The 25834-nt window shown below is 38.8% G+C and carries 25 protein-coding genes and 2 pseudogenes; 17 read left to right on the top strand and 10 right to left on the bottom strand.

The window, feature by feature from the left end; translation table 11 throughout:
- Window positions 1–2 precede the first annotated feature (2 nt).
- Window positions 3–1292, top strand: a complete 1290-nt coding sequence (gene ftsY / locus HT679_RS01635) for a signal recognition particle-docking protein FtsY (protein ID WP_173212533.1) — start codon at window positions 3–5, stop codon at window positions 1290–1292.
- A gap of 44 nt (window positions 1293–1336) precedes the next feature.
- Here the strand turns inward: ftsY and zwf are convergent, their stop codons facing one another.
- From zwf to HT679_RS01650, 3 genes are all read right to left on the bottom strand, one after another.
- Window positions 1337–2824: a glucose-6-phosphate dehydrogenase gene (zwf, locus tag HT679_RS01640; protein WP_000096149.1), complete on the bottom strand. Its 1488-nt coding sequence runs from the start codon at window positions 2822–2824 to the stop codon at window positions 1337–1339.
- Window positions 2825–2974: 150 nt separating this feature from the next.
- Window positions 2975–3715, bottom strand: coding sequence for an amino acid ABC transporter ATP-binding protein (locus tag HT679_RS01645; protein ID WP_172923525.1), 741 nt, complete (start codon window positions 3713–3715; stop codon window positions 2975–2977).
- Window positions 3715–5880 (bottom strand): ABC transporter substrate-binding protein/permease, encoded by a 2166-nt coding sequence (locus HT679_RS01650; protein WP_173212534.1) that lies wholly within the window; start codon window positions 5878–5880, stop codon window positions 3715–3717. The genes HT679_RS01645 and HT679_RS01650 overlap by 1 nt, the downstream gene beginning before the upstream one ends.
- Before the next feature lie 172 nt (window positions 5881–6052).
- Between HT679_RS01650 and HT679_RS01655 the strand changes: the two genes are divergently transcribed.
- From HT679_RS01655 to HT679_RS01670, 4 genes are all read left to right on the top strand, one after another.
- Window positions 6053–7006, top strand: coding sequence for a CPBP family intramembrane glutamic endopeptidase (locus tag HT679_RS01655; protein WP_050242759.1), 954 nt, complete (start codon window positions 6053–6055; stop codon window positions 7004–7006).
- Between the two features lie 76 nt (window positions 7007–7082).
- Entirely contained in the window at window positions 7083–9071 is a 1989-nt protein-coding gene (uvrB, locus tag HT679_RS01660; protein ID WP_173212535.1) for an excinuclease ABC subunit UvrB, read from the top strand.
- A gap of 14 nt (window positions 9072–9085) precedes the next feature.
- Window positions 9086–9574: a GNAT family N-acetyltransferase gene (locus HT679_RS01665; RefSeq protein ID WP_173212536.1), complete on the top strand. Its 489-nt coding sequence runs from the start codon at window positions 9086–9088 to the stop codon at window positions 9572–9574.
- A gap of 72 nt (window positions 9575–9646) precedes the next feature.
- The gene (locus HT679_RS01670) at window positions 9647–10114 is read left to right on the top strand and encodes an 8-oxo-dGTP diphosphatase (RefSeq protein ID WP_173212538.1); all 468 of its coding nucleotides are present in this window, start codon (window positions 9647–9649) and stop codon (window positions 10112–10114) included.
- On the opposite strand, the pseudogene HT679_RS01675 reads toward HT679_RS01670, so the two are convergent.
- Window positions 10111–10179: pseudogene (locus HT679_RS01675) on the bottom strand (DNA-binding transcriptional regulator); the annotation flags it as partial. The gene HT679_RS01670 and the pseudogene HT679_RS01675 sit on opposite strands and share 4 nt — an antisense overlap.
- A gap of 143 nt (window positions 10180–10322) precedes the next feature.
- Here HT679_RS01675 and HT679_RS01680 point away from each other — a divergent pair.
- From HT679_RS01680 to HT679_RS01710, 7 genes and pseudogenes are all read left to right on the top strand, one after another.
- Window positions 10323–11297, top strand: a complete 975-nt coding sequence (locus HT679_RS01680) for a LacI family DNA-binding transcriptional regulator (RefSeq protein ID WP_000207600.1) — start codon at window positions 10323–10325, stop codon at window positions 11295–11297.
- Window positions 11297–12208, top strand: coding sequence for a ribokinase (gene rbsK / locus HT679_RS01685; RefSeq protein WP_119943461.1), 912 nt, complete (start codon window positions 11297–11299; stop codon window positions 12206–12208). The genes HT679_RS01680 and rbsK overlap by 1 nt, the downstream gene beginning before the upstream one ends.
- Window positions 12183–12581: a D-ribose pyranase gene (gene rbsD, locus HT679_RS01690; protein WP_173212540.1), complete on the top strand. Its 399-nt coding sequence runs from the start codon at window positions 12183–12185 to the stop codon at window positions 12579–12581. Before rbsK ends, rbsD begins: the two co-directional genes overlap by 26 nt.
- A 13-nt stretch (window positions 12582–12594) precedes the next feature.
- On the top strand, window positions 12595–14073 hold the full coding sequence (locus tag HT679_RS01695; protein WP_119943465.1) for a sugar ABC transporter ATP-binding protein: 1479 nt from the start codon (window positions 12595–12597) through the stop codon (window positions 14071–14073).
- Between the two features lies 1 nt (window position 14074).
- Window positions 14075–15019, top strand: coding sequence for a ribose ABC transporter permease (gene rbsC, locus HT679_RS01700; protein WP_119943467.1), 945 nt, complete (start codon window positions 14075–14077; stop codon window positions 15017–15019).
- A gap of 103 nt (window positions 15020–15122) precedes the next feature.
- A complete protein-coding gene (locus HT679_RS01705) occupies window positions 15123–16088 on the top strand; it encodes a substrate-binding domain-containing protein (RefSeq protein ID WP_054392844.1) in 966 nt (321 codons plus the stop codon).
- A 77-nt stretch (window positions 16089–16165) separates the two neighbouring features.
- Window positions 16166–16306: pseudogene (locus HT679_RS01710) on the top strand (NUDIX hydrolase); the annotation flags it as partial.
- Here HT679_RS01710 and HT679_RS01715 read toward each other — a convergent pair.
- The 5 genes from HT679_RS01715 to coaB form a co-directional block, all read right to left on the bottom strand.
- Window positions 16303–16818: a transcription repressor NadR gene (locus HT679_RS01715; protein ID WP_173212542.1), complete on the bottom strand. Its 516-nt coding sequence runs from the start codon at window positions 16816–16818 to the stop codon at window positions 16303–16305. The pseudogene HT679_RS01710 and the gene HT679_RS01715 overlap by 4 nt on opposite strands.
- Before the next feature lie 11 nt (window positions 16819–16829).
- Entirely contained in the window at window positions 16830–17357 is a 528-nt protein-coding gene (locus HT679_RS01720) for an ECF transporter S component (RefSeq protein ID WP_001863569.1), read from the bottom strand.
- A 290-nt stretch (window positions 17358–17647) separates the two neighbouring features.
- A complete protein-coding gene (locus tag HT679_RS01725; RefSeq protein WP_173212544.1) occupies window positions 17648–18211 on the bottom strand; it encodes an ECF transporter S component in 564 nt (187 codons plus the stop codon).
- A complete protein-coding gene (gene coaC / locus HT679_RS01730; protein WP_173212546.1) occupies window positions 18195–18746 on the bottom strand; it encodes a phosphopantothenoylcysteine decarboxylase in 552 nt (183 codons plus the stop codon). The genes HT679_RS01725 and coaC overlap by 17 nt, the downstream gene beginning before the upstream one ends.
- 11 nt (window positions 18747–18757) lie before the next feature.
- Entirely contained in the window at window positions 18758–19447 is a 690-nt protein-coding gene (gene coaB / locus HT679_RS01735; RefSeq protein ID WP_173212548.1) for a phosphopantothenate--cysteine ligase, read from the bottom strand.
- A gap of 232 nt (window positions 19448–19679) precedes the next feature.
- On the opposite strand from coaB, the gene HT679_RS01740 reads away from it, so the two are divergent.
- Window positions 19680–21350 (top strand): formate--tetrahydrofolate ligase, encoded by a 1671-nt coding sequence (locus tag HT679_RS01740; RefSeq protein WP_173212550.1) that lies wholly within the window; start codon window positions 19680–19682, stop codon window positions 21348–21350.
- A gap of 115 nt (window positions 21351–21465) precedes the next feature.
- Here the strand turns inward: HT679_RS01740 and HT679_RS11230 are convergent, their stop codons facing one another.
- Window positions 21466–21624, bottom strand: coding sequence for a hypothetical protein (locus HT679_RS11230; protein WP_240149564.1), 159 nt, complete (start codon window positions 21622–21624; stop codon window positions 21466–21468).
- A gap of 74 nt (window positions 21625–21698) precedes the next feature.
- On the opposite strand from HT679_RS11230, the gene mutY reads away from it, so the two are divergent.
- The 4 genes from mutY to HT679_RS01765 are packed head-to-tail and all read left to right on the top strand — an operon-like array spanning window position 21699 to window position 25787.
- Entirely contained in the window at window positions 21699–22874 is a 1176-nt protein-coding gene (gene mutY, locus HT679_RS01750) for an A/G-specific adenine glycosylase (RefSeq protein WP_173212552.1), read from the top strand.
- A gap of 55 nt (window positions 22875–22929) precedes the next feature.
- On the top strand, window positions 22930–23634 hold the full coding sequence (yycF, locus tag HT679_RS01755) for a response regulator YycF (RefSeq protein ID WP_050259789.1): 705 nt from the start codon (window positions 22930–22932) through the stop codon (window positions 23632–23634).
- Entirely contained in the window at window positions 23627–24976 is a 1350-nt protein-coding gene (vicK, locus tag HT679_RS01760; RefSeq protein ID WP_173212554.1) for a cell wall metabolism sensor histidine kinase VicK, read from the top strand. The genes yycF and vicK overlap by 8 nt, the downstream gene beginning before the upstream one ends.
- Window position 24977: 1 nt before the next feature.
- Complete coding sequence (locus tag HT679_RS01765) at window positions 24978–25787, top strand: MBL fold metallo-hydrolase (protein ID WP_054384038.1); 810 nt, start codon at window positions 24978–24980, stop codon at window positions 25785–25787.
- The last annotated feature ends 47 nt before the right edge of the window (window positions 25788–25834 follow it).

Below are 25834 nucleotides of genomic sequence, written 5' to 3' on the forward strand. Positions count from 1 at the left end.
ATATGGGATTATTTGACCGTCTATTCGGAAAAAAAGAAGAACCTAAAATCGAAGAAGTTGTAAAAGAAGCTCTGGAAAATCTTGATTTGTCTGAAGATGTTGAGCATGCCTTAACAGAAGCTGAGGAAGTTTCTCAAGAAGAAGCAGAGGTTGAAATTGTTGAACAAGCTGTGTTTGAAGAAGAGGAAATCCAAGACACAGTTGAAGAAAATTATAATTCAGAATCAGTTGTAGAAGTTCCTCAAGGAGAAGTAGAAGAATTACCAAACTCAGAAGAAATCAAAGAGGAAGAGAATCTTGAGTTCATAGAAGCTGTAGAAGAAAATAATTCTGAAGTGCTTGAACCAGAAAGGCCTCAGGTAGAAGAAACTGTTCAGGAAAAATATGACCGCAGTCTTAAGAAAACTCGTACAGGTTTTGGAGCTCGTTTGAATGCCTTCTTTGCCAATTTCCGCTCTGTCGATGAAGAATTCTTCGAGGAGCTGGAAGAACTTCTGATCATGAGTGATGTTGGTGTCCAAGTCGCTTCTAACTTAACCGAGGAGCTACGCTACGAAGTCAAGCTTGAAAATGCCAAGAAACCTGACGCACTACGCCGTGTCATTATTGAGAAATTGGTTGAGCTTTATGAAAAGGATGGCAACTACGATGAAAGTATCCACTTCCAAGATGGTTTGACAGTTATGCTATTTGTTGGGGTAAATGGTGTTGGGAAAACAACTTCTATCGGGAAACTAGCCCACCGCTACAAACAAGCTGGGAAGAAGATCATGCTGGTTGCGGCAGATACCTTCCGTGCAGGGGCGGTAGCCCAGCTAGCTGAATGGGGCCGTCGTGTAGATGTTCCAGTAGTGACTGGAGCTGATAAAGCTGACCCAGCCAGTGTGGTCTTTGATGGTATGGAACGTGCCGTAGCTGAAGGTATTGATATTCTCATGATTGATACCGCTGGTCGTCTGCAAAACAAGGACAACCTCATGGCCGAGCTAGAAAAGATTGGTCGTATTATCAAACGTGTTGTGCCCGAAGCTCCGCATGAAACCTTCTTGGCTCTGGATGCATCAACAGGTCAAAACGCTCTTGTACAGGCCAAAGAATTTTCAAAAATCACACCTTTAACTGGAATTGTTTTGACTAAGATTGATGGAACGGCTCGAGGTGGTGTTGTTCTAGCTATCCGAGAAGAACTCAATATTCCTGTAAAATTGATTGGTTTTGGTGAAAAAATTGATGATATTGGAGAATTTAACTCAGAAAACTTTATGAAGGGTCTCTTGGAAGGCTTAATCTAATCAGAAGCAAAAATCCTGCAAGGTATAAACTTGCAGGATTTTTTTTATTCTAAACGGCCATCTTGACGATAGGCGATATCTGGTTGCCAAGTCCATTTGGCACCAAATTTTTCAAGTAAGTCAAAGCTGGCTTGAGGTCCCATACTTCCAGCTTTATAGTCATGAAGTGGGGCACCATTTTCAGCCCAGAGCTCTTCGATACGGTCAATCAATTTCCATGACGCACCAACTTCATCCCAGTGGCTAAAGTTAGTTGAGTTGTTATTTAAGACATCATAAATCAATTTCTCGTATGGTTCTGGAGAAGCACCAGTTGCGGTCGCATCTGTACGGTAATCAAGTGAGTTAGGAGCCAAGTTAAATTCTTCTCCTACTTGTTTCCCATTTAGGCTAAGAGAGAAACCTTCTGTTGGTTGGATATAGATGGTCAAAATATTTGGAGCAAGTGGCTCACCAAAGATAGAGTCCATTTGTTTAAAGACGATGTTGACATGAGTTCCTTTTTCAGTCAGACGTTTACCAGTACGGAAGAAGAAAGGAACGCCACGGAAGCGATCGCTGTCCACAAAGAAGGCACCAGATGCAAAGGTTTCAGTTGTTGATTCTGGATTTACATTTGGCTCGCTACGGTAAGAGATGTATTTCATGCCATCAATCTTACCTGAACGGTATTGACCACGGATAAAGTGTTCTTTAAGCTCTTCATCAGTTGGATGATAGAGGTTTTTAAAGACCTTAATCTTCTCAGCACGAATCTCGTCCTTTGTGAAGTTTGCTGGCTTGTCCATGGCAAGGAGGGAAAGCAGTTGTAGAGTGTGGTTCTGTACCATGTCACGGAGGGCACCAGATTGGTCATAGTATCCCCCACGTTCTTCCACACCTAAGCGCTCAGCAAAGGTAATTTGAACATTGTCGATAAAGTCCTTATTCCAAACATTTTCAAAAATCAAGTTTGCAAAGCGAACTGCAAAGATGCTTTGAATCATTTCCTTACCAAGATAATGGTCGATACGGAAAATTTGCTCTTCGTCAAATGTTGCTAGGAGCTCGTCATTCAACTTGCTTGCAGTTGCGTAATCTGTACCAAATGGTTTCTCAACGATTAAGCGCTCAAAACCTTTACCATCCACAATGTTTTCAGACTTGAGATGTTTGGCAATGGTTCCAAAGAACTGAGGCGCCATCGACAAGAAGAATAGCTTGTTGTGTTCAGCTTGGTACTTGTCATTTAGTTCAGCCTGCAATTGACGCAAAGCAATGTAGTGTTCTGTATCGTTGACATCATGACTTTGATAGTAGAAGTGGCTAGCGAATTCTTGAGCCTGTTCGGTACTATCTGCCAAATCAAGGATCGATTCGACGACAACAGATTCAAAATATTCCTTGCTCCAAGGACGACGGGCAGTTCCAATGACGGCAAAATGTTTGGAAAGATTGCCGGATTTATATAGTCTAAATAGGGAAGGGTAGAGCTTGCGTTTAGCCAGGTCTCCACTCGCACCGAAAATTGTAACAATAACCTTAGATGACATCTAGCTACCTAATTTCTATTTTTATTCCTAGTTTTGCTAGGTATGAGGAAACCTCATTTCATAAACTTAATTCTAACATAATTTTCCGAAAAATCAAAAATTCCAATACGAGATAGAAAAAAACTGCAAGGAAATCCTTACAGTTTGAGTTTAGACGTTTAAGACCTTGTCCAAGAAATCTTTCAGACGAGGGTGCTGAGGGTTATCAAAGATTTGATCAGGTGTCCCATCTTCAAGGAATTCACCGTCCGCAGTAAAGATAACACGGTTGGCAACCTGACGGGCAAATCCCATCTCATGGGTTACGATAATCATGGTCATGCCTTGTTTAGCCAATTCCTTCATAACGTTTAGTACGTCTCCGACCATTTCAGGATCAAGGGCAGAAGTTGGTTCATCAAAGAGCATGATGTCTGGATTCATTGCTAGTCCACGAGCGATGGCCACACGTTGTTTTTGACCACCTGACAGGCTATCTGGACAGGCCTTAGCCTTATCTGCTAGTCCAACCTTTTCAAGCAACTCCATTCCCAATTTTTCAGCTTCTTCCTTAGTCATCAACTTGTGCTCAATAGGAGCAAAGGTGATGTTGTCCAATACAGACATGTGTGGGAAGAGATTGAAGTGTTGGAACACCATTCCGATATTTTCACGGACGTGGTCAACGTTGGTTGTTTTTTCAGTTAAGTCATAACCGTTCACAGTGATGTGACCGCTAGTAACTTCTTCCAAAAGATTTAGGCTACGAAGGAAAGTTGACTTACCAGAACCTGAAGGACCAATGATACAAACAACATCTCCTTCATAGAACTTGGTCGTAATTCCTTTTAAAACTTCATTTTTTCCGTAGCTTTTGTGTAAATCATTTACATCAATTTTTAATTTTGCCATTAACGAATCCTCTTTTCTAAGCGTTTCGCTAGTTTAGTCAAAAGTGTGATAATTACAAGATAGAAGATAGCAAGGATTGCATACATCTTGAAACTTTGGTAGTTACGGGCAATGATAATCTTACCAGTTTGGAAGAGTTCAACCAAACCGATAGCAGATACGATGGTTGTATCTTTAAGTGCGATAACGAATTGGTTAACAAAGTTTGGCAACATCAATTTAGTTGCTTGTGGCAAGATAATCTTACGCATAGTTTTTCCATAAGAGATACCCAAGCTTCGACTGGCTTCCATTTGGCCAACTGGAACGGCCTGAATACCACCACGAACGATTTCAGCGATATAAGCGGCTGCATTGAGTGAGAGGGCAATAGTACCAGCTACAAAGTCGTTAATTGGGCTTTGTTGGCCTGTGATGGACTCGATGAAGTTTGGAATACCCCAGAAGATGAAGGCTGCAAGAATCATCAATGGAATACCACGGATAACGTCAACGAAAATCTCAGAAATCACACGAAGAGATTTGTAGGGGCTAACGCTAAACATACCGAAGATAATCCCAATGACAATAGCAATAGCAAATGAGATAAGGGCTAGAGCAAGAGTGATACCAAGACCGCTAAGGAGTTGTTTGTAGTTGTTTTGAAGCAAGCCCCAGATAGTTGTTTCGTCAACAGTACTTGTTGAAGCAGTTGAAGACTCACTAGCTAGGTATTTGTCAAGAATCTTTTGGAATTCACCGTTTGCTTTAAGGTTAGCAAGTCCGTTATTGAACATTTCAATCAATTCTGGATTTGCTCCTTTTTTTACAGCAAAGGCTGTTTCACCGATTGGAGTTCCAGCGATTGGTGTTTTCAATTTTTGTCCTTGGCTGATAGAATATTTGAGAACAGGTTCATCATCCATAACGGCATCAATGGCACCAGTGTTTAAACTGTCATACATTGAAGAACCATCAGCGAAGGTTTTGATTTTGTAGCCGTATTTGCTTTGATTTTCAGTTAGGAAGGTTTGAGAAGCAGTTCCGTTTTTAACACCGACTGTCTTCCCTTTCAAATCTTCATAAGAAGCAATGGTACTTGATTCTTTGACACCAAGGATAGTATTGGCTGTGTAGTATGATTCTGAGAAGTCAAAAGTTGCCTTACGAGCATCTGTGACAGACATACCAGCAATGATACCATCTGCTTGACCAGCTTGGACAGCACTGATAGCAGCATCGAAACCAGGGTTGGTGATTTCAATTTCAAAACCTTGGTCTTTAGCGATTGCTTTGATCAATTCCATATCAATACCAGTGTACTGATTGCTTGAGTTTTGGAAAACAAAAGGTGCAAAAGAAGAATCGCTGGCAATGATGTATTTAGCTTTAACAGGAATAGCTTTTAAACCTGCAAGAGTAGTTGTAGTTGGTACTGCTGAAGATGATGACGCAGTCCATTTCTTGATGATTTTATCAAGACTACCATCTTGTTTCATTTTAGCCAAGGCTTGGTTAAATTCAGTAACTAGGTGCTCGTATTTGCTACCTTTTTTAACACCGAAAGCAAAGCTACCTACAGCTTCACCATCCATTTCAATATGGAGGTCTTGCCCTTGGTTAATGGCATACTCGATAACAGGTTTGTCATCCATCATGGCATCGATGGCACCAGCACTCAAGCTGTTGTTCATCAAATCACTAGTGTCAAATGTTTTAATAGTAAAACCGTATTTATCTTTGATTGTTTCAAGAAAACGTTGAGCAGCAGTTCCGTTTTTAACACCAACGGTTTTTCCAGTTAATTGGTCGTACTTGCTAATATTGTGTGCTTTTGTAGTTGCAATGACAACTTTTGTATCATAGTAAGTATCAGACATGGTGAAAACTTTTTCACGTTCTTTCGTCTTTGTCATCCCTGCCATGATAGCGTCAGCTTGACCAGCTTGAACCGCATTGACCGCTGCGTCAAATCCGGGATAAGACATCTGAATGTTCCACCCTTTAATCTCAGCGACTTTGTTGATAATGTCAACATCAATTCCTTTATAAGTTTGATCTGAATCTTTAAACTCAAAAGGTGCATAGGCGGTATCAGAAACAATCTTAATCGTTTCAGCTTTGGCAATACCTAATGAGAAAATTGGGAATAAAATTAGCAAAAATGCTAGAAATTTTTTCTTCATTTTTAGTCTCCTTTTCCGAATATTTTCCCATTATATCAGAAAAAGTAAAAAAAGGCAAATTTTTATATTTCTGTGTTAGAAAATATAACATCCATAATTCTTGTTTTGTCTTGAATCACACAATAGAAGTGCTATAATAAAGGTATATCATATAGTAAAAGAGGATAAAGTTATGAAAGACAAAAGAATCTTAAAAGACTTTGAAACTTCTAAAATGAGTTTAAACATTTACACAAGCCCCTTGTTAGCTCTATTTTTCGTCTATATATCTGAGTTCATATCTTCTCTATTTTTTGGCCTTAGTTTTTTAGCATTGATCGGGCTATTTAGCAATCTTGGTATGGGTGGTCAAAGAATTGCAGATTTCCTTCAAATGTTATTTCAGAATTTATCTGATAAAACAAGTGACATCCATTTAATATTTGAATTATTGTCCTTTGGTTTTATCATCTTAACTGTGTTTAGATGGACTAGAAAAGTAGAGAAAAGACCGATTCGAACCTTGGGATTCTATAAAGAAAATTTTTTAAGTGCCTTATTTAAAGGATACGGTCTTGGTCTATCCCTCTTTATACTTGCTTTGGCTGGACTAGTAGTGTTGGGGCAGTATCAATTTGACTCCATTCACTTGGATACTTATTCGCTAGCTTTTACTTTATTTACAATACCTTTTTGGATTTTACAAGGAACGGCAGAAGAATTGGTTACTCGTGCTTGGCTGATTCCACAATTGGCTAAGAGAACCAATCTTAAAGTCGCTATTATCATATCTAGTAGTCTCTTTACCTTACTTCATTTAGGAAATCCAGGCATAACTTTCTTATCTGCAATTGATCTCTTTTTATTTGGGGTTGCCATGTCCCTATATCTTCTTAAAACAGATACTATATGGGGTATAGGTGGTATTCATGGAGCTTGGAATTTCGCACAGGGAAACCTCTTTGGAGTATTAGTTAGTGGTCAGTCTTCAGGAACCTCAATCATGAAATTTACTCCACAAGGCAATCAAGACTGGCTATCTGGTGGGTCTTTTGGTATTGAGGGTTCCATCGTGTCCAGTATTATTTTGTTTCTGCTGATTCTTTATCTCGCTTATCAATTAAAGAAAGAAAATGAAAGGATGTGACTTGGGTCCGTCCTTTTCTTCGTGAAAATGCTACAAGTATGCTAAAATAGGAATAGCATATGGAGAGAGGATTCTTATGATTAACCGCATTACAGATAATCAATTTAAACTAGTATCAAAATATCAACCCTCAGGAGACCAACCCCAAGCTATCGAGCAGTTGGTTGATAATATCGAGGGTGGAGAAAAAGCTCAGATTCTGATGGGGGCGACCGGAACAGGGAAGACCTATACCATGAGTCAGGTTATTTCCAAAGTCAATAAACCAACTCTGGTCATCGCCCACAATAAAACTCTAGCAGGCCAGCTATATGGAGAGTTCAAGGAGTTTTTCCCTGAAAATGCAGTTGAGTACTTCGTATCCTACTATGATTATTACCAGCCAGAAGCCTATGTCCCTTCTAGCGATACCTATATTGAAAAGGACAGCTCTGTCAATGACGAGATTGACAAGCTCCGACACTCAGCTACCTCAGCTCTTCTGGAGCGTAATGATGTTATTGTAGTGGCCTCAGTCTCTTGTATCTATGGTTTGGGTTCGCCCAAGGAATACGCTGATAGTGTCGTTAGTCTCCGTCCAGGTCTTGAAATTTCTCGTGATAAACTCTTAAATGACTTGGTTGATATCCAGTTTGAACGCAATGATATTGATTTCCAACGGGGAAGATTTCGAGTTCGTGGGGATGTGGTAGAGATTTTCCCAGCTTCCCGTGATGAACACGCTTTTCGAGTAGAATTCTTTGGAGACGAAATTGACCGTATTCGTGAAGTTGAGGCCCTGACTGGTCAGGTCTTGGGAGAAGTGGATCATTTAGCGATTTTCCCTGCGACACACTTTGTGACCAATGACGACCACATGGAAGTTGCCATTGCCAAGATTCAAGCAGAATTAGAAGAGCAACTAGCTGTCTTTGAAAAGGAAGGCAAATTGCTTGAAGCCCAGCGCTTGAAACAACGGACAGAGTACGATATCGAAATGCTGCGTGAGATGGGCTACACCAACGGGGTTGAAAACTATTCACGCCACATGGATGGACGTAGTGAGGGTGAGCCTCCTTATACGCTCTTAGATTTCTTCCCAGATGATTTCTTAATCATGATTGATGAGAGCCACATGACCATGGGACAAATCAAAGGCATGTACAATGGAGACCGTTCTCGTAAGGAAATGCTGGTGAATTATGGTTTCCGCTTGCCGTCTGCTCTGGACAATCGTCCTCTCCGTCGGGAGGAGTTTGAGAGTCATGTCCATCAGATTGTTTACGTATCAGCGACACCTGGTGACTATGAAAATGAACAGACTGAGACAGTGATTGAGCAAATCATTCGTCCGACAGGGCTATTGGATCCTGAGGTGGAAGTACGTCCGACAATGGGACAGATTGATGACCTCTTAGGTGAAATCAATGCCCGTGTTGAAAAGAACGAACGTACCTTTATTACAACCTTGACCAAGAAAATGGCAGAAGATTTGACCGACTACTTTAAGGAAATGGGCATCAAGGTCAAGTACATGCACTCGGATATTAAGACCTTGGAACGGACGGAGATAATTCGTGACCTACGCTTGGGTGTCTTTGATGTCTTGGTCGGAATCAACCTGCTCCGTGAAGGAATTGACGTTCCTGAAGTGAGCCTCGTAGCGATTCTCGATGCTGACAAGGAAGGTTTCCTTCGTAATGAACGTGGCCTTATCCAGACCATTGGACGTGCTGCCCGTAACAGTGAAGGCCATGTCATCATGTATGCGGACACGATGACTCAGTCTATGCAACGTGCCATCGATGAAACGGCCCGCCGTCGCAAAATCCAGATGGCCTATAATGAAGAACATGGTATCGTGCCACAAACCATTAAGAAAGAAATTCGTGACTTGATTGCCGTGACTAAGGCAGTTGCCAAGGAAGAGGACAAGGAAGTCGACATCAACAGCCTCAACAAACAAGAGCGCAAAGAACTAGTTAAGAAACTCGAAAAACAAATGCAAGAAGCCGTCGAAGTGCTTGACTTTGAACTAGCAGCTCAGATTCGAGATATGATGCTGGAAGTCAAGGCGTTGGATTAAGGAAAAGAAAATAAATGACGATTATTATCAAATCAATGGAAACTCCTGAAGAGATAGAAGGTAAATCCTTTGTTCACTGGCAAACGTGGAGAGAGGCTTATGACGACCTTTTGCCTGCAGAATTTCAGGAGACGATAACATTAGAAAGGTGTCGCTTCTTTAGTCAAAAATATCCAGAAAATACATTGATTGCGATAGATGGCGTGAAGGTAGTTGGTTTTATCAGTTATGGCAACTTTCGTGATGAGACTATTCAAGCTGGTGAAATTATTGCTTTATATGTTTTAAAAGACTATTACGGAAAAGGAATCGCACAAAAGTTAGTGAGATCAGCTTTGACTGCTCTTGATCATTTTTCTGAAATTTTCTTATGGGTATTGAAAGATAATAAGCGCGCCATTGCTTTCTATCAAAAAATGGGTTTTACTTTTGATGGACAAGAAAAAATACTTGAACTTGGAAAGCCTATAAAGGAAAAACGGATGGTATTCTATTCTAAATAATTTTAAAAAGTAGAAGCTAATGGCACTGGTACCAAGTCTAAAAATTTAATAAATTAGAAAGCGAGTAAATTTATGTCCCGTTCCCAATTAACGATTTTAACAAATATTTGTCTGATTGAAGACCTCGAAACCCAGCGCGTGGTTATGCAATATCGCTCTCCTGAAACCAATCGCTGGTCAGGTTATGCCTTTCCAGGAGGTCATGTAGAAAACGGCGAGTCTTTCGCAGAGTCTGTCATTCGTGAAATATATGAAGAAACAGGGTTGACTATCCAAAACCCTCAACTGGTAGGCATTAAAAATTGGCCACTGGATGCAGGCGGGCGCTATATTGTTATTTGTTACAAGGCGACTGAGTTTACTGGTACCCTTCGCTCTTCAGAAGAGGGAGAAGTTTCTTGGGTGCAAAAAGACCAGATTCCAAACTTGGATCTGGCCTATGATATGCTACCTTTGATGGAGATGATGGAAGCTCCGGACAAATCTGAATTTTTCTACCCTCGCCGTACAGAAGACGATTGGGAAAAGAAAATTTTCTAGTCTTTTACTAAATAACTAAGTTGGTCCAAGACCTCCTCGATATAGTGGAGGTCTTGTTGTGTTTCTTGTGTAATAGTAATAATAGATTTGGAAAAATATATGTACTATGAAATAAATTTAAAATATTTTTAGAAAAGTATTGACAAATCAAAAGAAAACGTTTACTATAGAATAAGGGAACGGTTCCACAACGTAAGAAGGAGGAGTGATGACTACAATAAAACAGGTTGCTGAAGAAGCTGGAGTATCAAAATCAACGGTTTCAAGATATATATCAAAAAAAGGTTATGTTGGAGATGATGCGAGAGAGAAAATAAAAAATGCGATTAAAAAATTAAATTACACACCAAATGTATTAGCACAATCTTTGAAAACTAAAAAAAACCAAATGGTAGGACTCTTATTACCAGATATTTCTAATCCCTTTTTCCCAAGATTGGTTCGAGGAGCTGAATCATATTTGAAAGATAAAGGTTATAGAATTATGGTTGGTACGATTTCAGACCAAGAATCGTTGAGTGAATATGTTAACTTACTGTTGAAAACAAATGCTGCTGGCATTATTACTACACATGACTTCACAAAAGAATATCCAGATTTATCATTACCTGTTGTTGTAGTTGACCGAATTAGTAAAGATACAGGTTACGGTGTTTTTTCTGATAATCAGTCAGGTGGTCGTTTGGCTGCTGAAGCAATCTGTAATGCAGGTGCTAAACAAGTTCTGATTATTAAAGTTTTAGATGATAAAGCCGAGAATATCGCGGAACGGTTTGAAGCAAGTTTAAACTATTTGAGGAATAAATCTTTAGAAATTTGTATTGAAGAAAGTGAAACGTTTGACTTTGAAAAAATTCAAAAAGAAGCTAAAGAGAATCTAAAAAGAAATCCAAATATCGATAGTATTATAGCACCTTCTGATATTCATGCGATAGCTTATATTCATGAAATTTTAGCAATTGGTAAAAAAATTCCAGATGATATTCAAATCATTGGTTATGATGATATTGTACTTAGTCAATTTATTTATCCTTCTTTATCAACTATCCATCAATCATCATATAAAATGGGAGAACAGGCTGCAAAGCTAATCTATAATATGGCAAATAAGTTCTCTATAGATGAAGCTAAAATTAAACTACCTGTTAGATACGTAGAAAGAAATACATTAAGGAGAAAGTAATGAGTAAAATTGTTGTTGTTGGAAGTATTTCAATGGACTTAGTTATGAGAACAAAAAGGATTCCAGAAGGAGGTGAAACGATTTTTGGGGATTCGTTTAATATAGTTCCAGGTGGAAAAGGTGCAAATCAAGCTGTAGCTATTGGTAGATTATCCAGTGTAGAAGATAATATTTACATATTTGGAAACGTCGGAGAAGATATTTTTTCAGAAGATTTACTAAGTAATTTGCAAAATAATAATATTTCTACAGAACATGTGGGAACGGTACCACAATCTACAGGAGTTGCACAAATTACTTTATATGGAGGTGATAATAGGATTATTTATTATCCCGGAGCGAATAATTTAGTTAAAACAAATGATTGGAAAAATGAGTGGGAATTGATTAGTGATGCAAGTATTGTTGTATTACAGAATGAAATACCACATGAAGCCAATCTATCTATAGCTAAATTTTGCCAAGAAAATAAAGTTAAGGTGCTTTACAATCCTGCACCAGCTAGAGAAACAGATATAGAGATGATTCCTTTTTGTGATTTTATTACTCCTAATGAGCATGAATGTTCAGAGCTTTTTCCAGATAAGAAATTAGAAGAAATTATTAAAATTTATCCTAATAAAATGATTGTGACATTAGGAGTTGAAGGTTCTATTTATTATGATGGGACAGCAGTTCAGAAGATTCCTGCTATAAAAGCAGAAGTAGTTGATACTACAGGAGCAGGAGATACGTTTAATGGTGCTTTTGCTTATGCTGTCTCAAAAGGAAAAGAGATGAATGTTGCATTGTCCTTTGCAACGATTGCTTCACATCTTTCTGTTCAAAGATTTGGAGCGCAAGGTGGCATGCCGAGTTTGAAAGAAATAAAGGAGCATCCAGGATATGAAGAAATATGGGATTTTAAATAGTAATATAGCGAAACTAGCTGATGATTTAGGTCATATGGATTTGGTTTGTATCGGAGATTTAGGATTGCCAGTTCCAAAAGGTGTTGATAAAATTGATTTAGCATTAAGAAAAGGTAGTCCAAATTTTTTAGAAGTTTTAAAAGAATATTCAGATCATGTACTTATTGAAAAAATTTTCTTAGCAGAAGAAATTAAGGAAAAAAACAAAGAACAGTGGCAAGCAGTTCTAGATTTTTTAGGATCGAATATAATTATTGAATATATTAGTCATGAAGAATTGAAAGCTATGAATACTAAAGTTAAGGCAGTTATTCGCACTGGGGAAGATACACCATATTCGAATATAATCTTGCAATCAGGAGTTATTATTTAGAAGGGGGTTGCCTATGAAAATTGAAATGAAGAACATTTCAAAATCTTTTGGGAATAATCGTGTTTTAGAAAGTATTGATTTGGTTCTTAATTCAGGAGAAGTTCATGCTTTAATGGGAGAGAATGGTGCAGGCAAATCAACTTTAATGAATATTTTAACTGGACTTTTTCCAGCTACTTCAGGAACTATTTTTATTGATGGAAAAGAAAAAATATTTTCTAATCCTCAAGAGGCAGAACGGTTTGGACTGAGTTTTATTCATCAAGAAATGAATACTTGGCCTGATATGACTGTACTTGATAATCTTTTTTTAGGAAGAGAAATAAAAAATTCGATTGGTTTTTTAGATAAAGCTAGTATGGAAAGGAAAGCTAAAGAAGCATTTAAACGTCTTAATATCTCTATTCCTCTCGATGCAATCATTGGTCAATTATCAGTAGGACAACAACAAATGATAGAAATAGCAAAATGTTTATTATCAGAAGTTTCCTTGTTGATTATGGATGAACCCACAGCAGCTTTAACTGATCGTGAAACTGAAACACTTTTTAAAGTGATAGAAGGATTAAAATCTGACGGTGTAGGTATTGTGTATATTTCACATCGGATGGAAGAAATCTTTAAGATTACAGATCTTATAACTGTTATGAGGGATGGGTTTGTAATTGATACTAAGAAAACGAAGTTAACTAATGCGGATGAATTAGTTCAAAAGATGGTGGGGCGTGAATTAGAAGATTATTATCCAGAAAAAAAGGCTGAGATTGGGAATATTATTTTTCAAGCTAAGAATCTTTCTGGTGATGCTTTTACGGATATTTCTTTCTATGTACGTCAAGGGGAAATTCTTGGTTTTTCTGGTTTGATGGGTGCTGGTCGTACTGAAATAATGCGAGCAATTTTTGGAATTGATTCTTTAAAATCTGGTCAAATTATAATAAACGAAGAACAATTGATAATTAAAAATCCTTTTGAAGCAATTAAGCATGGAATTGGTTTCTTAACAGAAGATCGTAAAGATGAGGGATTGATTTTAGATTTTTCTATTAAAGATAATATGACTTTACCTAGTACTCGAGATTTTGTTAAAAATGGTATTTTTGATAATAAAACAAGTGATATATTTGTACAACGTTTAATTGATAGGCTACGAATTAAATCAGGTTATCCAGATAAGGAAGTTGGAACACTTTCTGGTGGTAATCAACAGAAAGTAGTTTTAGCAAAATGGATAGGTATTGCACCAAAAGTACTGATTTTAGATGAGCCAACTCGTGGGGTAGATGTTGGAGCTAAACGTGAAATTTACCAATTAATGAATGAATTGGCTGAACGAGGTGTACCGATTATTATGGTCTCTTCAGATTTACCAGAAGTGATTGGAGTCAGTGATCGCATTATGGTCATGCATGAAGGTAGAATTAGTGGGGAATTAACACGTCGAGAAGCTACACAAGAAAAAGTTATGCAACTAGCTACAGGAGGACAATAGTGTGAAAAATACTATGAAGTACATGTCAGAATTGACGACAGTAATAGCATTGATAATTTTAATGGCTGTTATCACTATTATCAATTCAAATTTTTTAACAGCAAATAATTTGTTAAATTTACTATTGCAAGTAACATCAAATGCACTGATTGCTTTTGGAATGACTTTTGTTATTCTAACAGGTGGAATTGATTTATCAGTAGGATCAATTTTAGCCTTATCCAGTGCGCTAACAGCTGGTTTATTAGGATCTGGAATGCCTGTTGCGTTAGCAATTCTCATCTCTTTAATTTTGGGTTGCATTCTGGGGATGATGAATGGTTTATTGATTTCCTACGGGAAATTAGCTCCATTTATCGTTACTTTAGCAACTATGACTATTTTTAGAGGCGCAACACTTGTTTATACAAATGGGAATCCTATTACAAAAGGATTAAGTGATACATTCTTATTTCAATTTTTGGGGCAAGGTTACATAGTCGGAATTCCATTTCCTGTAATTATTATGTTTATTGTATTTATTGTTTTATATGTTTTACTTCATAAAACAGCATTTGGTAAATCTGTATATGCTATAGGGGGGAATGAAAAAGCAGCATATATATCAGGTGTGAAATTAAATAAAGTGAAAATTATCATTTATTCAATATCAGGTATGATGGCTTCAATTTCTGGATTAATTATAACATCACGCTTAAGTTCTGCTCAACCAACAGCAGGTGCTAGTTATGAAATGGATGCTATTGCAGCTGTTGTTCTTGGGGGAACCTCATTATCAGGAGGTAAAGGTCGTATACTGGGGACTCTAATAGGTGCTTTAATTATTGGAGTTTTGAATAATGGACTTAATATTATTGGTGTTTCAGCATTTTGGCAGCAAGTAGTAAAAGGAGTTGTAATTTTAATTGCTGTTCTGATTGATCGTTTTAAAGTTGTAAAACAGTAGAATCATTTTCAATTTTTTTGGAAATAGTAACAATTTATTAGATGACGAACAATAGTCGGGATGGAAACTATCCCTATAGATATATATTACGAGGAGTAATAACATGAAAATTATTAAAAAAATTAGCATTTTTGCTTTGTTTGTAACATTTATTTTTGCTTTAGTAGCTTGTGGAAAAACTGGTTTAGGAAATTCATCAAATGATAATAAATCTACGATTCAAAAGTCGGCAAAAGAATTAAAATTAGGAGTTTCTATTTCGACTACTAACAATCCCTATTTTGTAGCTATGAAAGATGGTCTTGAAAAAGCCGCAAGAGAAAAAGAAGTAACTTTGAAGATAGCAGATGCACAAGATGATGCTGCTAGACAAGCAGATGATATTCAAAATTTTATTAGTCAAAATGTAGATGCTTTACTAATTAATCCAGTTGATTCTGATGCAATTGTAACATCTATTAAAGCTGCTAATAATGCAAATATTCCAGTAATCTTAATTGACCGCGGTAGTAATGGCGGTGAAGTCTTGACAACTGTTGCTTCTGATAACGTAGAAGCAGGTAAAATGGCTGCAGAATTTATTACCAAGCAATTGGGAGAAAAAGCAAAAACTTTTGAATTATCAGGAGTCCCTGGCGCTTCTGCAACTGTAGATAGAGGTAAAGGATTTGAACAAATTTCAAAGACAAATTTAGATGTTCTTTCTAGTCAATCCGCTAATTTTGATCGCGCAAAAGCTTTGAATACAGCGCAAAATATGATTCAAGGAAACAAAGAAGTACAAGCAATCTTTGCACAGAATGATGAGATGGCGTTAGGAGCTGCACAAGCAGTAAAAGCAGCTGGCCTTAGCAATGTATTAATTGTTGGTATTGATGGTCAACCAGATGCACATGACGCTATTTCAAAAGGTGATATTACTGCCACTATTGCTCAGCAACCAGCTAAGATGGGTGAAATTGCTATTCAATCAGCAATCGATCATTATCAAGGGAAAAAACTGGAAAAAGAAACAGTTTCTCCAATTTATCTTGTGACTAAGGATAATGTTGATCAACATAACTGGTGATATATTTTTAGTAAGTAGGTGGTTGTTAATTTTCATTCAATGTAGTTTTTAAATATCATTGTTACTAATTGAGTTATTGGGTGCAAAAAGACCAGATTCCAAACTTGGATCTGGCCTATGATATGCTACCTTTGATGGAGATGATGGAAGCTCCGGACAAATCTGAATTTTTCTACCCTCGCCGTACAGAAGATGATTGGGAGAAGAAAATCTTCTAGTCTTTTACTAAATAACCTAGCTGATCCAAGGCCTCCTCAATATAGTGGAGGTCTTGTTGTGTTTCGGCTTCAACTAGGTGGTAATGGATACCATCTGTTAATTCAGACAGAGGTCTAAAATCTGAATGCTCAACTTGTTCTAGAAAATGTTGCACATCTCTACGACAAGACAGTTTCAGCAAGGTTTCAATTTCTCCATAAACGGGATGGTCAATCAAGGTATTTTGAACACGCCCACCATTATCAACGATAGCAAGGAGTTCTTGACCGATTTCTTCAACTTCATGTTTCACTTTGAAAAGTTTGTGAACATAAGGATTGGTTTCAATTTGCTTATAGATGTAGCCACGATTGGTGGATAGGATAGGAGCGCCATCGGCTCTCAAAATTGCAATGTCCTGCACAATGACCTGACGTGTGACATGAAAATGTTCCGCCAAACTTTGGCCATTGAGGGCTTTAGGAGTTTCTTTCAAGAGTTGGAGCAGGGCTTGTTTACGATCTTTTGTCATAGCTTTTCCTTTTAACGGCGTTTTCGAAGCACTTTATAGACAGCTAGTGCTAATGTATAGTCTACCATACTATGGATAATTGTGCCAAATCCAACTAGCACAAATAGAACATAAAACATATTTTCTACATTGGTACCAGAAGTTGCATAAAAAACGACACAGGCCAATACTTCAGCAAGGGCATGGACAAGTGCTAACACAAAGTTGAAAATCCAGGAAGATTTTGGTTTATCAAGGGTTTCGGGGAATTTTTGTAGGTAAAGAGCTCCCAAAGTCCCAAAAAAGATATGGGAAAAAGCTCGAAAAACGATAACCATGGGATAGCCAGCCATCAAAAATCCAAAACTAGAGGCTAGGATGACAAAAACTGCCATCAAGGGCGACAAGAACATGGCAATAAAAATAGCGATATGGCTCCCTAGAGTGTAAGAAGCAGGTGGAATGACAATCTTAAAAGGCATAACAATTGGAATCAAAATCGCAATAGCCGTTAAAAGGGCAGTCATTGTCATAAATTGTGTCTTTTTCCGTGTATTCATAAGAATCTCCTTTTTATTGTATATACACTAGTATAGTACAATAAAATAGACAATAAAGCAAGGATTTACTCAGGTTTATAGGTCATTTTTAAATTAATACTCTTCGAAAACCTCTTCAAACCACGTCAGTTTCCATCTACAACCTCAAAACCGTGTTTTGAGCAACCTGCGACCAGCTTCCTAGTTTGCTTTTTGATTTTTATTGAGTATAAATATTGGTAAAGAGTTCACTAAAAAGAAACTACTTCAAACAAAATCTCCACCTTCAAGCATGAAAGCGGAGATTGTTTTTATTTCTTCAAAGTTTGTAATCTTGGAACAATGGCTAAGGTTAGAACTGCGGAAATAACTAATTCGGCAATCGAATTTGTTGAGATAACAGTTGCTAGGAGTTTTTGGATATTACCATCAAAAACATTTCCAAAAAGGTAGAAAATTCCACCAAGTACAAAGACTGTATTAGTAAGTGAACCAAGGGCACCAGCTAGAATCAGACCAGTTTTATTTTTCATCAGTTTATAGACTAGATAAGGAGTCAAACCAATCAAAATACGTGGGATGATGGCAATGATAGCTGAGTAGATGTTTCCGTTTGGTACAAATGGTGAGAAGAGGTAGCTTGTCGGCAGAATCGTAATTGTATTAACCGTCAAACTAAGTAGCCCCATCAAAAATCCAAGTGTAACCCCAACGCGTGGTCCGTAGATAATGCTGGCAATAATGACAGGAATATGAACGATGGTCGGTTTGATTGGAAATGGAAAAAGGTTAAAGATAAGTGAGCTCAGAAAGTGTATCACGAGCATGGTTGCAAAAAAGATAGCAATAGGTGCAATATTAGAGCGTTTTTTCATCGAGAGTTTCCTTTATTCTTTCTAAAATAATTGTGAGGTCAGCTAAAGCTCCTCGTCCGTGGTCTCCACAAGCTAGGAGGGATTCCTTAGGAGCGATCAGCTGATAGCCGTAGGTTTCTAATGTTTTCAGATTAGCCTGAGTTGCTGGATGGTCATACATCTTTGTATTCATAGCTGGTGCGATGAGTTTAGGAATATTTTTGGGCAAGGCTAGAGCTATGCTGGTTACCATGTTGTCAGCATAGCCGTGGGCTAGCTTTGCAATTGTGTTAGCTGTTGCAGGGACTACGATAAATAAATCTGCCTTTTTTCCAAGTTCGATATGATTAATCTGATTAGGATAGGGTTCCTTCATGACATCAAGGTGGACAGGATTCTGTGATAAGACCTGTAGTGTCAAAGGTTGGATAAACTCTGTAGCGGCCTGAGTCATTAAAACCGTGACTTGATGACCTTGTTTTTTTAGAGAACTGACTAAATCTGCCGACTTGTAAGAGGCGATAGACCCCGTTACAGCCAAGAGAATGTTTGCCATAGCTTTCCTTTCTAAGAATGGTAGGCTTGAATTTTTTCAAGGAGGAGTTTTGCAATTTCTTCTTTACTCTGGACTACTTGAAGCTGATTTTTCTCAACAAAGATTGCTCGATGCTTGTCTGTTGAAATTTGAGTCTGGTCATTTGCAATGATTAGGTCTGCTTGATTATTGATAAGACTGTTTCTAGCAGTGTCAATTAGATGATTTTCAGATACATCAACTAGTAGTTTAAAACCAATCAGATGAATAGCAGGATTCCATTCCTTGACTAGAGAGATGATTTTGGGTGTTTTTTTAAGGAACAAAACCTGAACCTCATCAGTTGAAGAAATCTTGGCCTGATGATTCTGCTTGCTTAAAAATTCTTCTAGATTGGAGCTAGCCTGAACTTCCTCAAGCCCTGTCATATAAACAGGAGTGTAGTCGGACACCGCCATTGAGTGAATCAAAACCTGATAATCTGCAACCCGTTCTTGCATCTCCAGTAGAAGGTCCTTGGTATTGTTAATTTCTAGAATGCTTAGATTAGGGTGAGCTTCTGGCTTCAGAGCTCGTTTTGTCGTAATTAAACAAACTTCATGCCCTGCAGCAAGCAAGGTTTCTGTGATGATTTTCCCCAAGCGACCTGTAGAATGGTTAGTGATAGAGCGGACGCTATCAATAGCTTCACTGGTACCGCCTGATGTAACTAAAATTTTCATAGCACTATTGTACCAAAAAAAAAATAATAAGCAAAAGAAAGCGCTTGAATATATATAGAAAATAAAAAGAATCTACTATAGTTTCAAACTATAAAGCCATATAAAATTTAAGAAAGGACTTTAAAAACCTTAAAAACAGGGATATTTACGAACGTTTAGAGAGTTTTGGGATGTTAAAAATCTTGTTTTGTGTTATAATGAATTATCATATAAGAGGTTAGAGGAGTTTTGAATGAAAACAGATATTGAAATCGCACAGAGTATTGAGTTGAAACCTATTGTTGATGTTGTAGAGAAGCTTGGAATTTCTTACGACGATTTGGAGTTGTATGGAAAGTACAAGGCTAAGCTCAGCTTTGATAAAATTCGTGCAGTTGAGAGCAATCCAGTTGGGAAATTGATTTTGGTTACTGCCATCAACCCAACACCTGCAGGTGAAGGAAAATCAACTATTACCATTGGTCTTGCGGATGCCTTGAATAAGATTGGCAAGAAAACGATGATTGCTATCCGCGAACCATCTCTTGGTCCAGTAATGGGGATTAAGGGTGGTGCTGCAGGAGGTGGTTACGCTCAAGTTTTACCAATGGAGGACATCAATCTCCACTTTACTGGGGATATGCATGCCATTACAACTGCCAACAACGCCCTTTCTGCCTTGATTGACAACCACTTGCACCAAGGCAATGAGTTGGGAATTGACCAACGTCGTATCCTCTGGAAACGTGTAGTGGACTTGAATGATCGCGCTCTTCGTCACGTGACGGTTGGACTTGGTGGTCCTCTAAACGGTATTCCTCGTGAGGATGGATTTGACATTACAGTTGCTTCTGAAATCATGGCTATTCTTTGCTTGGCGACTGATATTGAAGATTTGAAACGCCGTTTGGCTAATATCGTTATCGGTTATCGCTATGACCGTACGCCTGTTTCTGTAGGTGATTTGCAGGTTGAAGGTGCCTTGGCTTTGATTTTGAAGGATGCGATTAAGCCGAACCTGGTTCAAACAATTTACGGAACACCTGCCTTTGTACATGGTGGTCCATTTGCCAATATCGCTCATGGATGTAATTCAGTCTTGGCAACAAGTACAGCCCTTCACTTGGCTGATTACACAGTTACTGAAGCTGGTTTTGGTGCAGACCTTGGTGCCGAGAAATTCCTTGATATCAAGACACCAAACTTGCCAACTTCTCCAGATGCAGTAGTTATCGTCGCAACCCTCCGTGCTCTTAAGATGAATGGTGGTGTGGCTAAAGGTGCTCTGACAGAGGAAAATGTGGAGGCGGTTCGTGCAGGTTTTGCTAACTTGAAACGCCATGTAGAAAATATTCGTAAGTTCGGTATTCCAGCAGTTGTTGCGATTAACGAATTTGTATCTGATACAGAAGCTGAAATTGCAGCCTTGAAAGAACTTTGTGCCTCAATCGATGTACCAGTTGAATTGGCAAGTGTCTGGGCTGATGGTGCAGAAGGTGGAGTAGCGCTTGCCGAAACGGTTGTCAAGACTATCGCTGAAAATCCATCTAACTATAAACGTTTGTATGACAACGGCCTTTCTGTCCAAGAAAAGATTGAAAAGATTGTTACTGAGATCTACCGTGGTAGCAAAGTAAACTTTGAAAAGAAAGCTCAAACACAAATCGCTCAAATCGTTCAAAACGGTTGGGACAAATTGCCAATCTGTATGGCTAAGACCCAGTATAGCTTCTCAGACAATCCAAATGCACTTGGAGCACCTGAAAACTTTGAAATTACTATTCGTGAGTTGGTACCAAAATTAGGTGCAGGCTTTATCGTTGCTCTAACTGGCGATGTCATGACCATGCCAGGACTTCCAAAACGACCAGCAGCCCTCAACATGGATGTTGAAAGCGATGGAACAGTATTAGGCTTGTTCTAGTATATTGCAATTGACTTTAAATGAGTTTGGAAATAATATCTAAGCTCATTTTTTCTCAGACTGCAAGCAGTTCATCAATAAGATTTATACTCTTCGAAAATCTCTTCAACCTACGTCAGCGTCTCCTTGCCGTATAGATGTTACTGACTTCGTCAGTTCTATCTGCAACCTCAAAACGGTGTTTTGAGCTGACTTCGACAGTTCTATCCACAACCTCAAAACAGTGTTTTGAGCAACCTGCGGCTAGCTTCCTAGTTTGCTCTTTGATTTTCATTGAGTTTCCCTTGGGAAGAGGTTTTTTAATATTAGGAAAAGGACAGTTAGAGTCTTCTGTGTTATACTAGAGATATGTTAGATTTGAAAGAATACGGTATCGTTATGTGGTCAGAGGAGAAGATTATTTCTTTCCGTCAGAAACTTCTCGCTTGGTATGATGAAAATAAAAGAGATTTACCATGGCGTAGGAGTAAGAATCCTTATCATATCTGGGTCTCTGAAATTATGCTCCAGCAGACCAGGGTGGATACGGTTATCCCTTATTACGAACGATTCTTGGACTGGTTTCCAACAGTGGAAAGTTTGGCAGCTGCGCCTGAAGAGCGTTTGTTGAAGGCTTGGGAAGGTTTGGGTTATTATTCTAGAGTTCGTAATATGCAGGCTGCAGCCCAGCAGATTATGACTGATTTTGGTGGCCAATTTCCAAACACCTATGAAGGAATTTCCAGCTTGAAAGGGATTGGACCTTACACTGCAGGAGCCATTTCCAGTATTGCTTTTAACTTGCCTGAGCCAGCTGTAGATGGTAATGTCATGCGGGTTTTGGCGCGTCTGTTCGAAGTCAACCATGATATTGGGATTCCAAGTAATCGCAAAATTTTTCAGGCAATGATGGAAATCTTGATTGACCCAAAACGGCCAGGTGACTTTAATCAAGCTTTGATGGACTTGGGGTCTGATATTGAGGCGCCTGTAAATCCCAGACCAGAAGAAAGTCCGGTTAAGGACTTTAGTGCGGCATATCAGAATGGCACAATGGACCGTTATCCAATCAAGGCTCCCAAGAAAAAGCCAGTTCCTATTTATCTCAAAGCCTTGGTGGTAAAGAATAGTCAGGGACAATTTTTGCTTGAAAAAAATGAAAGCGAAAAGCTATTGGCAGGTTTTTGGCATTTCCCACTGGTAGAAGTTGATGATTTTTCGCAAGAAGAGCAGTTTGACCTCTTTCATCAGGTTGCGGAAGAAAGTGTAAACTTTGGCCCCAGTCCAGAGGAGAGTTTCCAGCAGGACTATGACCTAGATGTTGCTTGGTTTGATGTTTATTTTGAGACTGTCAAGCATGTCTTTAGTCATCGTAAATGGCATGTTCAAATTGTAACAGGTCAGGTGACTGACTACCATGACTTTTCCGATAGAGAAGTTCGCTGGCTTTCACCAGAAGAGTTCAAGAATTACCCACTTGCCAAACCCCAACAAAAAATCTGGCAGGCTTATGCAAAAGCCAATATAGACACTAACAAAGACTAGCTATTGTGTCTTCTTGTTATTTTTTTGGTATAATAGTAGAGAAAAAGGTGAACATATGAAAAAAATACTAATTGTAGATGATGAGAAACCAATCTCGGATATTATCAAGTTTAATATGACCAAGGAAGGTTACGAAGTTGTAACTGCTTTTAACGGTCGTGAAGCGCTAGAGCAATTTGAAGCAGAGCAGCCAGATATTATTATTCTGGATTTGATGCTTCCGGAAATTGATGGTTTAGAAGTTGCTAAGACCATTCGCAAGACAAGTAGTGTACCTATTATCATGCTGTCGGCTAAAGACAGCGAATTTGATAAGGTCATCGGTTTGGAGCTTGGGGCAGATGACTATGTGACAAAACCCTTCTCCAATCGTGAGTTACAGGCGCGTGTTAAAGCTTTGCTGCGTCGTTCTCAACCTATGCCAGTAGATGGGCAGGAAGCAGATAGCAAACCTCAGCCTATCCAAATTGGGGATTTAGAAATTGTTCCAGACGCCTACGTGGCTAAAAAATATGGCGAAGAACTAGACTTAACCCACCGTGAGTTTGAGCTTTTGTATCATTTAGCATCGCATACAGGTCAAGTCATTACGCGCGAACACTTGCTTGAGACTGTCTGGGGCTATGACTATTTTGGTGATGTCCGTACAGTTGATGTGACTGTCCGACGTCTGCGTGAGAAGATTGAAGATACGCCCAGCCGACCAGAGTATATCTTGACGCGCCGTGGTGTAGGGTATTACATGAGAAATAATGCTTGATTTACTGAAACAAACCATTTTTACCAGAGATTTTATCTTTATCCTGATTTTGTTAGGTTTCATCCTTGTTGTGACCCTCTTATTACTGGAAAATAGACGTGATAATATTCGATTGAAGCAAATCAATCAAAAGGTTAAAGATTTGATTGCAGGAGATTATTCCAAGGTTCTTGATATGCAAGGTGGGTCTGAAATCACCAATATTACCAATAATTTGAATGACTTGTCGGAGGTTATTCGTCTCACTCAGGAAAATCTAGAACAAGAGAGTAAGAGACTAAATAGTATCCTGTTTTATATGACGGATGGGGTTCTTGCGACCAATCGTCGGGGGCAGATTATCATGATTAACGATACAGCCAAGAAGCAACTGGGGCTGGTTAAAGAAGATGTTCTGAATAGAAGCATTTTGGAATTGCTCAAGATAGAAGAAGACTATGAATTGCGTGATTTGATTACCCAAAGTCCAGAATTGTTGCTAGATTCTCAAGACATCAATGGCGAATATCTGAGCCTTCGAGTTCGCTTTGCCTTGATTCGTCGAGAGTCTGGCTTTATTTCAGGTTTGGTGGCTGTTTTGCATGATACGACGGAGCAGGAGAAGGAAGAGCGCGAACGGAGACTCTTTGTTTCCAACGTTAGTCATGAGTTACGGACTCCTTTAACCAGCGTGAAATCCTATCTTGAAGCCTTGGATGAGGGAGCTTTGTGTGAAACTGTAGCACCAGACTTCATCAAGGTGTCTCTGGACGAAACCAACCGTATGATGCGCATGGTGACGGACCTCCTTCATCTTTCACGGATTGATAACGCCACTAGTCACTTGGATGTGGAACTGATTAACTTCACTGCCTTTATTACCTTTATCCTCAATCGTTTTGACAAGATGAAAGGACAGGAAAAGGAGAAAAAATATGAGTTGGTGAGAGATTACCCCATCAATTCTATCTGGATGGAAATTGATACAGATAAGATGACGCAGGTTATCGACAATATTTTAAATAATGCTATTAAGTATTCGCCAGATGGGGGTAAAATCACTGTCAGAATGAAGACAACTGAAGACCAGATGATTTTATCCATTTCTGACCACGGTTTGGGGATTCCTAAGCAGGATTTACCACGTATCTTTGACCGTTTCTATCGTGTGGATCGTGCTAGAAGTCGTGCCCAAGGTGGAACAGGTCTGGGACTGTCTATTGCCAAAGAAATTATCAAACAACATAATGGCTTTATTTGGGCCAAGAGTGAATACGGTAAGGGTTCAACCTTTACCATTGTGCTCCCTTATGATAAGGATGCAGTGAAAGAAGAAGTATGGGAGGACGAAGTAGAAGACTAGAATGAGTGAAATAGGCTTTAAATATAGTATTTTAGCGTCGGGTTCCAGTGGAAATTCCTTTTATCTGGAAACACCAAAAAAGAAGCTTTTAGTGGATGCTGGCTTGTCTGGTAAGAAAATTACTAGCCTACTTGCTGAAATTAACCGCAAACCAGAAGACCTGGATGCCATCTTGATTACCCATGAGCATTCAGATCATATCCATGGAGTGGGTGTGTTAGCTCGCAAGTATGGTATGGATTTGTATGCCAATGAAAAGACCTGGCAAGCTATGGAAAACAGCAAGTATCTTGGGAAAGTAGACTCGTCGCAAAAGCATATCTTTGAGATGGGAAAAACCAAAACCTTTGGAGATATTGACATCGAGAGTTTTGGTGTAAGCCATGATGCAGTCGCACCGCAGTTCTATCGCTTTATGAAAGATGATAAAAGTTTTGTCCTTTTGACAGATACAGGTTATGTCAGTGACCGCATGGCAGGGATTGTCGAAAATGCGGACGGCTATCTTATCGAGTCCAACCATGATGTAGAGATTTTGCGAGCAGGTTCTTACGCTTGGCGACTCAAACAACGAATCCTATCGGATCTGGGTCACCTTTCTAACGAAGATGGTGCTGAAGCCATGATTCGGACGCTAGGAAATCGCACTAAGAAAATCTACCTAGGACATTTGTCTAAGGAGAACAATATCAAGGAACTGGCTCATATGACCATGGTCAATCAGCTGGCTCAAGCTGATCTGGGAGTCGGAGTGGACTTTAAGGTTTATGATACCTCACCAGATACCGCAACACCCTTGACGGACATATAGAAAGAACGCTGAGAAGGTGTTCTTTTTATATTGACTGAACACCTAAA

It is taken from the genome of Streptococcus sp. 4886, from assembly GCF_013276485.1.
In the GTDB taxonomy this organism is placed as follows: Bacteria; Bacillota; Bacilli; order Lactobacillales; family Streptococcaceae; genus Streptococcus.

Excerpts from the sequence above, each read along its gene's own strand:
- ftsY (WP_173212533.1), top strand. The coding sequence starts at position 3 with ATGGGATTATTTGACCGTCTATTCGGAAAAAAAGAAGAACCTAAAATC.
- zwf (WP_000096149.1), bottom strand. The coding sequence starts at position 2,824 with ATGTCATCTAAGGTTATTGTTACAATTTTCGGTGCGAGTGGAGACCTG.
- HT679_RS01645 (WP_172923525.1), bottom strand. The coding sequence starts at position 3,715 with ATGGCAAAATTAAAAATTGATGTAAATGATTTACACAAAAGCTACGGA.
- HT679_RS01650 (WP_173212534.1), bottom strand. The coding sequence starts at position 5,880 with ATGAAGAAAAAATTTCTAGCATTTTTGCTAATTTTATTCCCAATTTTC.
- HT679_RS01655 (WP_050242759.1), top strand. The coding sequence starts at position 6,053 with ATGAAAGACAAAAGAATCTTAAAAGACTTTGAAACTTCTAAAATGAGT.
- uvrB (WP_173212535.1), top strand. The coding sequence starts at position 7,083 with ATGATTAACCGCATTACAGATAATCAATTTAAACTAGTATCAAAATAT.
- HT679_RS01665 (WP_173212536.1), top strand. The coding sequence starts at position 9,086 with ATGACGATTATTATCAAATCAATGGAAACTCCTGAAGAGATAGAAGGT.
- HT679_RS01670 (WP_173212538.1), top strand. The coding sequence starts at position 9,647 with ATGTCCCGTTCCCAATTAACGATTTTAACAAATATTTGTCTGATTGAA.
- HT679_RS01680 (WP_000207600.1), top strand. The coding sequence starts at position 10,323 with ATGACTACAATAAAACAGGTTGCTGAAGAAGCTGGAGTATCAAAATCA.
- rbsK (WP_119943461.1), top strand. The coding sequence starts at position 11,297 with ATGAGTAAAATTGTTGTTGTTGGAAGTATTTCAATGGACTTAGTTATG.
- rbsD (WP_173212540.1), top strand. The coding sequence starts at position 12,183 with ATGAAGAAATATGGGATTTTAAATAGTAATATAGCGAAACTAGCTGAT.
- HT679_RS01695 (WP_119943465.1), top strand. The coding sequence starts at position 12,595 with ATGAAAATTGAAATGAAGAACATTTCAAAATCTTTTGGGAATAATCGT.
- HT679_RS01705 (WP_054392844.1), top strand. The coding sequence starts at position 15,123 with ATGAAAATTATTAAAAAAATTAGCATTTTTGCTTTGTTTGTAACATTT.
- HT679_RS01715 (WP_173212542.1), bottom strand. The coding sequence starts at position 16,818 with ATGACAAAAGATCGTAAACAAGCCCTGCTCCAACTCTTGAAAGAAACT.
- HT679_RS01720 (WP_001863569.1), bottom strand. The coding sequence starts at position 17,357 with ATGAATACACGGAAAAAGACACAATTTATGACAATGACTGCCCTTTTA.
- HT679_RS01725 (WP_173212544.1), bottom strand. The coding sequence starts at position 18,211 with ATGAAAAAACGCTCTAATATTGCACCTATTGCTATCTTTTTTGCAACC.
- coaC (WP_173212546.1), bottom strand. The coding sequence starts at position 18,746 with ATGGCAAACATTCTCTTGGCTGTAACGGGGTCTATCGCCTCTTACAAG.
- coaB (WP_173212548.1), bottom strand. The coding sequence starts at position 19,447 with ATGAAAATTTTAGTTACATCAGGCGGTACCAGTGAAGCTATTGATAGC.
- HT679_RS01740 (WP_173212550.1), top strand. The coding sequence starts at position 19,680 with ATGAAAACAGATATTGAAATCGCACAGAGTATTGAGTTGAAACCTATT.
- HT679_RS11230 (WP_240149564.1), bottom strand. The coding sequence starts at position 21,624 with ATGAAAATCAAAGAGCAAACTAGGAAGCTAGCCGCAGGTTGCTCAAAA.
- mutY (WP_173212552.1), top strand. The coding sequence starts at position 21,699 with ATGTTAGATTTGAAAGAATACGGTATCGTTATGTGGTCAGAGGAGAAG.
- yycF (WP_050259789.1), top strand. The coding sequence starts at position 22,930 with ATGAAAAAAATACTAATTGTAGATGATGAGAAACCAATCTCGGATATT.
- vicK (WP_173212554.1), top strand. The coding sequence starts at position 23,627 with ATGCTTGATTTACTGAAACAAACCATTTTTACCAGAGATTTTATCTTT.
- HT679_RS01765 (WP_054384038.1), top strand. The coding sequence starts at position 24,978 with ATGAGTGAAATAGGCTTTAAATATAGTATTTTAGCGTCGGGTTCCAGT.